Here is a 10,387-nt window from a genome sequence, read left to right as displayed (position 1 = left end):
TCGAGGTCCACGGCGGTCATCCCGCGGCGCCTAGTAGACGCCGCACATGCCGTCGATCGAGACCTCCTCGATCAACTCGTCCGCCTCGATCAGCGGCTCGTGCGCGGCGGCCTCGTTAGCGGTGACCTCGGCGGTCTGGGCGGTCTGGAGCTCGTTCATGGGCCCTCCTCATGTTCGGCTCGGCTTCTCGGAGGGTAACGACACCGGGTGTCAAAAGTGAAGAGCATGTTGCATCTTTTGTGATTCGATTTCATATACGATATTGGGATCATTGTGAAGGAGGCGAGGCGTGAGCCGAATACGGTCCGATCCGGCGGGCCGCCCCGATGTCGTCGTGGTGGGGGCGGGGGCCAGTGGTGCCGCCCTCGCGGCCCGCCTCAGCGAGGACCCCGCCCGTACCGTGCTGCTGCTCGAAGCCGGGCCGGTGCCCCGCCACTTGACGGGCTTCGGTGCCGAACTGCTCGACGCCCGCCTGGTCCCCGGAGCGCAGCCCGGGCACGCCGCTGTGCGACCGTACTCGGTACACCTCACGCCGAACCGCCCGTATACGGTGCCGCGTGGGCGCTATCTCGGTGGATCGACCACGGTCAACGGCGGTTACTTCATCAGGGCCCGGCGGACCGACTTCGACCGCTGGTCCGCCGTGGGTGGGGCCGCATGGTCGTACGACCGCCTGCTTCCGCTCCTGCGCGCCTTGGAGAACGATCTCGACCACGGCGCCGACGACCTGCACGGCGACCGAGGACCGGTGCGGGTCCGGCGCACGGATCTGCGGCATCCCGCCGCCGCGGCGTTCCGGGCGGCGGCGCGTGAGCTGGGCTTTCCGGAGGAGCCCGACAAGAACGCCCAAGGTGCCCCGGGATTCGGCCCGGTGCCTTCCAACGCCGCCGACGGACGGCGCGTCAACACGGGGATCAGCTACCTGCTGAGCGCGCTGGCGCGGCCCAACCTCGCGGTGGTGGGGCACAGTTCGGTAAGAAAGGTGGTCATCAGGCACGGCCGGGCCATCGGCGTGGTGGTCGAACGTGACGGTGGGGCCGCTGTCTTGGAGGCGGGGGAGGTCGTCCTCTGCGCCGGGAGTTTCGGGTCCCCGCATCTCCTGCACCTGTCCGGAGTGGGACCGGGCGTCGCTCTCGAACGACTCGGCATCCCGCTCGTCCAGGACCTGCCCGCCGTGGGCGCGAGGCTCAGCGACCACCCGCAACTCGTGCTGGAGTGGACGCCTCGGCGGCTTCTCGCCGAGCCCGCCGACACCTGGCTCGGCGCCGGGCTGCACTTGTCGTCGTCGGACGGAACCCACACCGGCGATCTGGAGATCCTGCAGTCGCTCGTTCCGATGGCCGGGCTGGTCGGCGGCAGGGCGGCGGTTCCCGGTGCCCCCCTGGCCTTCCTCGTGTCCGTCCAGTCGCCGCGAACCTGCGGAAGACTGCTCACGGTCTCCGCCGACCCGGAGGACCAGCCGCTGATCGAGTACGGCTATCTGACCACATCCGAGGACCGGCGACGGCTGCGTGAGGTCGTCCGCACCACCGCGGCGCTGATCGCTACGCGTGCCTTCGGGGAAGCCTCCCTCGGACTGCTGGAGCCCGGCCCGCGCACGCTGGGCGACGAACGGGCCCTGGACGCATGGGTGGCCTCGCATCTCGGCACGTCCCACCACACCTGCGGCACCGTGCCGATGGGACCCGCGGACGACTCGCGTTCCGCCGTCGACCACTTCGGCAGGGTGCATGGCATCGCCGGACTCCGGGTGGCGGACACCTCCATCCTGCCCACGGCCCCGCTACGCGGCCCGGCGGCGACCGCCGTCCTGATCGGCGAACTGGTGGGCAGGGCCATGCGCGGCGAACTGCCCTGACCGGTGGCCGAACCCAGGCCCGGCCGTGCACCCGCCAGAACGCCGACGGCACAGGGCCGTGCCGCCGGGCCGGGCGAACATGCCCTGGAGCGGGACCACTTCTCGGAACGCCCCCGTGTCCAGCCATGCGTCGCCGGACACTCTGCGCTTCCTGACGGCGTAATGGAGTCGGTCCCAAGACGGCATCGGTTTCCCGCGATTGGGCAGCATCGACCCGCGGGTGCGCAGGTGCAAGCCTCTCAAGCCGACACATGTGGAATGAGGCAAATGTCGGGAAACGATATGGGTGGACCGCACGACACACACAGCGTATTCTCGCCTGTCTTCGTCGGCCGGGATGTCGAACAGCAATGGCTTCGGGAGGCGTTGGCACGGCCCTCGACACGGCTGGTCGTCGTCGAGGGCGAGGCGGGGATCGGCAAGTCCCGCTTCGTCCAGGAGACCCTGCCGGCGGCGTCCGGCACCGGAGGCGGTGTACTGCTGCTGCGGTGCCCGCCGGTGGCCACACCGTTCCCCATGGGGACGCTGGTGGAGGCGCTCGCCCCGACGCCGCCCGACCCCCGTCGGCCGGGGCGGCTCGCCGGGGCACTGCGGCCGTTGTTCCCGGAGTGGTGGGACAGCCTGCCCGAACCGCTCCCGCCCGCGGAGAGCGGCGCGCTCGAGCGGCACCGGCTGTTCAGGGCACTCGCCGAGCTGGTGCGGACGCTGGGCGTCCACACGGTGGTGCTGGACGACGCGCACTGGGCCGACCATGCCACCCACGAGTTCCTGCTGCACCTGGCGACCGTCGACAAGGGCGCGCCCGTGCGCGTGGTGGAGACCTGGCGCACCGAGGAGCGACCGGACCCGGAACTGGTGGCCCGGATCATGCGCATCGCGACCGGAGACACCGGCCGGGTGATCCCGCTGGGCCCGCTGGACCTGGCCGGCACCGAGAAGTTCGTGGCGTCGATGCTGCGGGGGCCGCTCGTCTCGCCGCGTGTCGCCGACCTGCTGCACCGACGCACGCAGGGCGTTCCGCTGCTGCTGGAGGACCTGCTTCGCACGCTGAACGACCAGATACGCGGCAACCCCCGCGGAGTTCCGCTGAGTCCGGCGAGCATCGCCGCGCTCGCACCGCCCGCCAGCCTGCGCGAGTCGGTGGCCGCACAGACCCGACGGCTCACGGCGACGGCCCGGTTGACGGGCTGGGCGCTGGCCGTACTCGCCGAGCCGGCCACGGTCGCGCTGCTCGCCACGGTGACGGGCCTGGACCATCACGAGGCCGGTACGGCGGTCGACGACCTGCTGGCGGCCCACCTGTTGAGCCCGGCGGACGGTGGCGAGATCGCCTTCCGCCACGCGCTGGTCCTGGACGCCGTCGCCGATCAGGTGCCGCTCGGCGAGCGGTCGCGACTGCACGCCCGCGCGGCTGCGGCGCTGGGCGCGTTACCCGCGCCGCCCGTCGTGCGGCTGGCCCGGCATCTGAAGCTGTCGGGCGACACGGCGGGGTGGGCCCGGTACGCCGAGCAGGTGGCGGACCTGGCGCTCGCCCGCGCCGACGACCTGACGGCGGCGAACATCCTGCTGGAGCTCGCCACCGTCACCGTGCAGGAGCCCGCGGATCTGACCCGGATCGTGGCGAAGATACCCTTCGCGGTGTTCCGCGGTGTCGAGCCCTACCGCGCGGTCGAGGAGGTCCTGCGGCGCGCCGCGGAGGACCCGAGGCTCGCGCGGCTGGACCAGGGCCGGGTGCGCTGGCTGCTGGCCAGGGTCCTGATCCTGGAGGATCGGATGAGCGAGGCGGCCGAGGAGACACGCCGTGCGGTTCCGTTGCTCGCGGACGAGCCGCTGCTCGCCGGGCAGGCGATGATCAACAGCGTTCATCTGTCGTGGCCCACCTGGTCGCCCGCCACCCGCCAGGCGTGGCTGCGGGAGGCCGCCCGGCTGCTCCAGGACCGCGATGCCGCCTCCGAACTGCGGCTCACCTCCGATCTGGCGACCGTGCTGCTGCGCTTCGGGTCGGTGGACGGCTGGCGGGAGGCGGCCAGGATCCCGACCCGCGACATCAAGGTCGGGGACCGGCTGAACGCGGCCCGCGGACTGGGCAACATCGGCCACTGCGCGCTGATCTGGGGCCGGTACGCGACCGCCCGGACGGCCCTGTCGGCCGCGTTCGAACTCGCGCACACCTACGACTACCCCGTGGTGTCGGCCGAACTGGAGGACATCAGCCTGCACCTGGACTACGTGGAGGGCTCCTGGGAGGGGTTGCGGGAGCGTGCGGCGGCGTTCGTGGCCGCCGCCCGCTCCGCCGGTGGCGATCGGCTGGACGCCGAGGTCGTCGAGGCGCGGCTCCTGGTCGCGGAGGGCCGGAGCGACGACGCACGCCGCCGGCTGCGGGAGGTGCTCGACCACCCGGCCAGCCGGCTGGGTCCCGAACTGGTCATGGAGGCCTGCGCGGTCCTGGGCGAGATCGCGCTGGGCGACGGCGATCCACACGAAGCCCTCGCGCTGACGCAGGAGCCGTTCTCGCTGATCGAACGCACGGGTGTGTGGCTGTGGGGCACCGACCTGGTGCCCACCCGGGTACGCGCCCTGCTGCTCACCGGTAGCCAGGAGGAGGCCCTGGAGGCGGTGGACGCGATGGCCGCGGGGATCGCCGGCGTGAGCGCCCCGGCCGCCGACGCGGCGCTGCAGAGCTGCCGGGCGCTGCTCGCGCACGCCGTCGGCGACCTGCCCGGGGCCCGGGGCCTGCACCGGCAGGCCGCTGCGGCCTGGCGGGCACTGCCGCGCCCGTACGAGGAGGCACGCGAACTGGAGGCGGCGGCCCGGTGCCTGCCGGAGAGCGCCCGGCAGGAGACCGTCGCCGAACTCCGCGACGTCCTGCGGCGTTACACCCGGCTGGGCGCGACCGTCCACGGCGAGCGGGTGGCGGCGGCACTGCGGACGGCAGGGGTCGAGACCCGCGGCCCGGGACGGCGCGGCAGGAAGGGGTACGGTGCCCGGCTCTCGCCCCGCGAGCGGGAGGTGGTCCGGCTCGTGGCGGCCGGTGAGACGGACTCCGCCATCGCCCTGAAGCTGTTCAAGTCGCCCAACACCGTGCAGTCCCAGGTGAAGTCCGCCAAACAGAAGCTCGGGGTGTCCACGCGCGCCGAACTCGCCCGCGCGGCAGCCGAGTTGGCCCCGGACGACGACGATCGGTGACGCAGCCGGGGTCGCCGGGTGCCGGGTCGCCGGCACGCCGTGGCGAACCGCTGCGCAGGACCGCTGCGCAGGACCGCTCCGTCGGTCGGCGCGGGTTTCGTCCGTCGGCCGGAGCTCGAAGCCTCCCGCCGACGAGCGTGAGGCACCCACCGCCCTCCCGGTGACGGGATCGATCGACAGTTCCCGGCCGCCATTTGTTTCACCTGTCCCGGGAATTCATTCACCCCGCGACCTGTGATCTGCGTACGGGCGTGCGCTGGCAGACTCTCCGGCACCGAAGAACGGTGCGCACTCCCTCACGGTGCTGCGCGGCCCCCGGTTTTTCACGCTCCCCCTCGGCACTGGCGCCGCGCTGCCCACACCCCTTGGAGGTACTCGTGAGACACGCCCTCGCTGCCCTGGTGGCGGCGTCGGTGCTCGTACTGAGCGGCGCCGCGGCCCAGGCCGGCACGCCGGCGGCCGACTCGCCCTCGGCGGCACCGAGTTGCGCCCAGGACGTGGTGGCCGGGCACTACACGTGCTTCGCCCTGCGACGCACCGACGTCAAGGAGGCCAAGGCCCTCGCGGCGGACGCCACCCCCGACGGCTACGGCCCCGGTGACCTGCACTCGGCGTACAACCTGCCGGACAGCGACACAGCGGCCACGATCGCGATCGTCGACGCCTTCGACGACCCGACCGCCGAGTCCGACCTCGCCGCCTACCGGTCCCAGTACGGCCTGCCTGCCTGCACCACCGACAACGGCTGCTTCACGAAGCTGAACCAGAACGGGCAGACCAGCCCGCTGCCGTCCCCGGACGGCGGGTGGGCGGGTGAGATCTCGCTGGACCTCGACATGGTCTCGGCGACCTGCCCCTCCTGCCACATCACCCTGATCGAGTCGGACGACAACACCGCGGAGAACCTGTTCGGCGCGGTCAAGAAGGCCACCGACCTGGGCATCAAGTACGTCTCGATGAGCTTCGGCGGCCCGGAGTCCGGCGACGAATCCAGCTACGACACCACCTACCTCCGGTCCTCCGGCGTCGTCTACACCGCATCGAGCGGCGACAGCGGCTACAGCGCCGGGCCGATCTACCCGTCCACGTCCAACCGCGTGGTCTCGGTCGGCGGTACGTCCCTGACCCGGGCGTCCGGCACCCGAGGCTGGACCGAGTCGGTGTGGGGCGGCACCGGAGACGGCACCGGCTCGGGCTGCTCCAGCGACGAGGCCAAGCCGTCCTGGCAGGGCGTCGTACCCGACACGGTGTGCGGCCGCCGTGCCGACACCGACGTCTCCGCCGTCGCCGACCCGGCGACCGGCGTGGCCGTCTACCAGACATACGGGGGCGGCGGCTGGGCGGTGTACGGCGGGACCAGCGCGTCCGCGCCGATCATCGCGGCCGTGTACGCCCTCGCTGGCACACCCGGCGCCGACGACCAGCCCGCGTCCGACCCGTACACGCACAACGGCGGGCTGAACGACGTGACGACCGGCGGCAACGGCACCTGCACCTCGTCGCTGCTGTGCACCGCGGCCACCGGATGGGACGGCCCGACCGGGCTCGGCACCCCCGACGGGCTGACCGCCTTCAAGGCGGGCAACAAGATCACCGTCACCGGCCCGGGCAACCAGAACGGCACCGCCGGCACAGCCGTCAGCCTGCAGATCCAGGCGACCGACTCCTCCCCGACCGCCACGCTCGCCTACGCGGCCACGGGCCTGCCCCCCGGGCTCACCATCGACGCGGACACCGGCCTGATCTCGGGTACGCCCAGCGCCGGTGGCGTCGGCAACGTCACCGTCAAGGTCTCCGACGGCACCGGCGCGACCGCGTCCACGTCGTTCACCTGGACCGTCATCGGCAACGGCACCGGCTGCTTCGGACAGGTGCTGCTCAACCCCGGCTTCGAGTACGGGGACGCGGGCTGGACCGCGAGCGACGGCGTGGTCAACGCCGACGGCACCTACGCGCATGGCGGCTCCGGCTACGCCTGGCTCGACGGCTACGGCACCGCGCACACCGCGACCCTGTCCCAGCAGGTGGCCATCCCGGCCAAGTGCAGGGCCACGCTCGATTACCAGCTGCGGATCTCCAGCTACGAGAGCCCGAAGCGCGCCCGCGACACCCTCACGGTGACCGCCGACGGGCACACCCTCCAGGCGTTCTCCAACACCGACCAGGGCACCGGGTACGTCGAGCGCACCGTCGACCTGTCGGCCTACGCCGGGAAGACCGTGACGCTCACCTGGACCGGCAAGGAGAACAGCTCCCTCGCGACGTCCTTCTTCGTCGACGACGCGGACCTGAACCTCGGCTGACGCAACGTCCGTGCCCCTTCGGCCCGTTGCCACACCTACGAAAGGCTCTCCCATGCGCACACGACCAAGACGCGCCCCCAGCGCGCTGGTGGCCGTCGCGTCGCTTCTGCTGGGTGCTTCGGCCCTCGACTCCGCGGCCGTCGCACCGGCGACCGCCGCCCCCGCCGGGCTTCCCGCGGGGCAGGCGACCGACGCGGGAAACCACTCCTCGAACCATCCGGCCCACACCTGGAAGCAGAGCGGTCTGACCCAGACGCTGACCGCGAACGCGGGTCTCGGTGCCACCATCGGTTACTCGTCCGCGTTGTCGGCCGACGGCTCGACCGCGGTGCTCGGCGCACCCGACGCCCACTACTACGACGGCGCCGTCTACGTCTTCCACAAGTCCGGCCGCACCTGGCGGCAGGACGCCGAACTGACCCAGACCGACGTGCAGTTCGCCGAGATCGGCTTCTCCGTCTCGGTGTCCGACGACGGCCGGACCATCGCCGCCGGCGGGATCGGCTCGCGCGGTCGCGTCTACGTCTTCGGCAAGCAGGACACCGGCTGGAAGCAGGACGCCGAGTTCAAGGCGCCCGCGGGCGGTGGCCTGTTCGACGATCTCGGCTTCTCGGTGAGCGTCTCCGGTGACGGATCGACCGTCGCCGCCGGAGACTTCGCGCGCTACGACAACCAGGGCTCGGTCTTCGTCTACGACAGGACCGCGGCCGGCTGGAGCAGCGGCAGCGAACTGAAGGCGCCGGACGGTGTCGCGGGCGACCGCTTCGGCTACGCGAACGGCGTCTCCCTCTCGCACGACGGCACAGCGATCGCGGTTGGCGCGATGAGCCGGAACAAGGACAGGGGCGCCGTCTACACCTTCACCCGCACGGACGCCGACTGGACCGAGACCGGCGAGCTGACCGCCTCCGACGGCGCTCCGAACGAGCGGTTCGGCGAGGCCGTCGCGCTCGCCGGGACGGGCGACAGCCTCGTGGTGGGCGCGCCCTACCACGGCACCGGCATCGCCTACACCTACCGGCTCACCGCAGGGTCCTGGACCCCGACCGGCGAACTGCAGGCCGGTGGCGAGCGCGACTACATGTCCGACGCCATCGCGGTCGACATCTCCGGTGACGGCTCGGTCGTCGGCGTGGGCCTGCCGCCCCGGAACGGGCTGTACGGCGCCGCCGCGATCTTCGTCCGGAACAGGTCCCGCACCGGCTACACGCAGAACGCGACGCTCGTACCGTCGGAGTTCCGCGGCCCGACCGGCGGCGCCGGCACCGGTCTTGCGCTCTCCGCCGACGGGCACACCGCGCTGGTGGGGGCGCCCATGGTCGCGGAGCCGGACTTCGTGTCCGGCGCCGGCTTCGTCTACGAGGACGGGGCCGCGAAGCCCGGTCCCGGCGGGATCCTCGGCCAGGTCGCGCCGTCGGCCCGGAAGACGACCTCGCAGGGCACGCCGCCGACGGCCGACACACCGTCGCCCTACGGCAGGACCGCGCGAACCCGGGCCACGTCGTCGGCGCACAGCTCACAGCTCGCCGGCCGGCACCCTCTCCTGAACACCGTCCACCGCACGGCCACCGCCTGCGCGGCGGCCCCGCGGCCCGGCTACGCGAGCTGCAACGCCCAGGTGGTCACCGACTCCGCGCTGAAGCCGCTGGCGACGACCGACTACGAGGACGGTTACACACCCGCCCAGTTGCAGAGCGCCTACGGACTGAAGGGCCTGACCGGCAGGACGACCGTCGCGGTCGTCGACGCCTACGCCAACCCTGACGCGCAGAAGTCGCTGAACGCCTATCGCGAGCGGTTCGGTCTCGGCCCGATCCACCTGACCCAGGTCGGCCAGGACGGCACCTCGCAGCTGCCCACGGCGAACTCCGGCTGGGGCACCGAGGAGATGCTCGACCTGGAGATGGTCTCGGCGGCCTGCCCGACCTGCTCGATCCTGTACGTCGGCGCCGACTCCGCCACCTTCGACGACCTCGGCACCGCCGTCAACACCGCGGTGAAGCTCGGCGCGAAGGTCGTCTCCAACTCCTACGGCGGCGACGAGGGGTCCGACGACGCGCAGATCCAGGCGAAGTACTACCAGCACCCGGGCGTCGCGATCACCGCGAGCAGCGGTGACCTGGGCTACGGCGTGTCCGTCCCCGCCGCGTTCAACTCGGTGATCGCCGTGGGCGGCACCTCCCTCACCCTGGACGCCTCGGGCAATCGCACGGAAGAGACCGCCTGGGGCGGCGCCGGCAGCGGCTGCTCGCGCTTCACTGCCAAGCCGTCCTGGCAGCAGGACAGTTACTGCGCCCACCGCACTGTGTCGGACGTGTCCGCGGTCGCCGACCCCGACACCGGCGTCGCGGTCTACGATTCGGCCGCCGGGGGCTGGCTGGTCGTCGGCGGCACCAGCGTGTCGGCGCCGATCATCGCCGGGATCTACGGCCTGACCGGCCACACCTCCGGCCATCCCGCCCAGCGCCTGTACACGGCGCCCCGCCGTTCGCTGTACGACGTGGGTTCCGGCCTCAACGGCACCTGCTCGTCGGACTACCTGTGCTCCGGCCTGTCCGGTTACGACGGCCCGACCGGAGTGGGTTCGCCCCGCGGTGTCGGGGCGTTCTGACGCCGGTGACACGAACTGTTCCCCGAGCAGCGACCGCGGGGCTCCGCCCGAAAGGGTGGGCCTCGCGGCCGTCTGCATGAGGAGCACAGACACCGATACGCCGGCCTCCGAGGAAGGCCGGCGTCCTACCCGGTCAGCGGGCCCGGCCTCGCGGTGTGAGGGGGGTCGCGGGCAGTGCGGGCGCGCGGAGCGGAGCCCCGTCGTACCCCTCCGCCTCGCCGAAACCCGACCCGGTCGTCCAGTCCTCGCGGGCCTGCTCGATCTCCTGCTGGGTGCGGGCGACGAAGTTCCACCCCATGTGTGGGGCTGTGATGCCGAACTGGGCACCTAGTACTCCAGTTGCAGTTCGCTATTCCTGCTGGTCAGGGGTGTGTTCGTGAGTGTACTGGGCTGATGCGCCGTCAGGTGGCGGGAGTTCGTGACTTCGGG

General features: G+C 72.2%; 5 protein-coding genes and 1 pseudogene. 4 read left to right on the top strand and 2 right to left on the bottom strand.

Annotated elements, in window-relative coordinates; translation table 11 throughout:
- Positions 1-30: 30 nt before the first annotated feature.
- A complete protein-coding gene (gene mftA, locus AB0D74_RS50100) occupies positions 31-159 on the bottom strand; it encodes a mycofactocin precursor MftA (protein ID WP_362603303.1) in 129 nt (42 codons plus the stop codon).
- Between the two features lie 130 nt (positions 160-289).
- Between mftA and mftG the strand changes: the two genes are divergently transcribed.
- From mftG to AB0D74_RS50080, 4 genes are all read left to right on the top strand, one after another.
- Positions 290-1,858: a mycofactocin system GMC family oxidoreductase MftG gene (gene mftG / locus AB0D74_RS50095; RefSeq protein ID WP_362603300.1), complete on the top strand. Its 1,569-nt coding sequence runs from the start codon at positions 290-292 to the stop codon at positions 1,856-1,858.
- A 162-nt stretch (positions 1,859-2,020) separates the two neighbouring features.
- Positions 2,021-5,044 (top strand): AAA family ATPase, encoded by a 3,024-nt coding sequence (locus AB0D74_RS50090; protein ID WP_362603297.1) that lies wholly within the window; start codon positions 2,021-2,023, stop codon positions 5,042-5,044.
- Between the two features lie 377 nt (positions 5,045-5,421).
- A complete protein-coding gene (locus tag AB0D74_RS50085; protein WP_362603294.1) occupies positions 5,422-7,347 on the top strand; it encodes a putative Ig domain-containing protein in 1,926 nt (641 codons plus the stop codon).
- Positions 7,348-7,399: 52 nt separating this feature from the next.
- Positions 7,400-9,958 carry a hypothetical protein gene (locus AB0D74_RS50080; RefSeq protein ID WP_362603291.1) on the top strand — a complete coding sequence of 853 codons (2,559 nt, stop codon included), beginning with the start codon at positions 7,400-7,402 and terminating at the stop codon, positions 9,956-9,958.
- Positions 9,959-10,091: 133 nt separating this feature from the next.
- Here the strand turns inward: AB0D74_RS50080 and AB0D74_RS50075 are convergent.
- Positions 10,092-10,256 (bottom strand): annotated as a pseudogene (locus AB0D74_RS50075) (pirin family protein); the annotation flags it as partial.
- Positions 10,257-10,387 lie beyond the last annotated feature (131 nt).

Origin of the sequence: Streptomyces sp. NPDC048278 (genome assembly GCF_040652195.1) — a bacterium.
Lineage (GTDB): Bacteria > Actinomycetota > Actinomycetes > Streptomycetales > Streptomycetaceae > Streptomyces.
This window is presented reverse-complemented; position numbering and strand designations above follow the sequence as displayed.

What these genes read in the sequence shown, in the direction of transcription:
- mftA (WP_362603303.1), bottom strand. Translation starts at nt 159, where the DNA reads ATGAACGAGCTCCAGACCGCCCAGACCGCCGAGGTCACCGCTAACGAG.
- AB0D74_RS50090 (WP_362603297.1), top strand. Translation starts at nt 2,021, where the DNA reads ATGGAGTCGGTCCCAAGACGGCATCGGTTTCCCGCGATTGGGCAGCAT.
- AB0D74_RS50080 (WP_362603291.1), top strand. Translation starts at nt 7,400, where the DNA reads ATGCGCACACGACCAAGACGCGCCCCCAGCGCGCTGGTGGCCGTCGCG.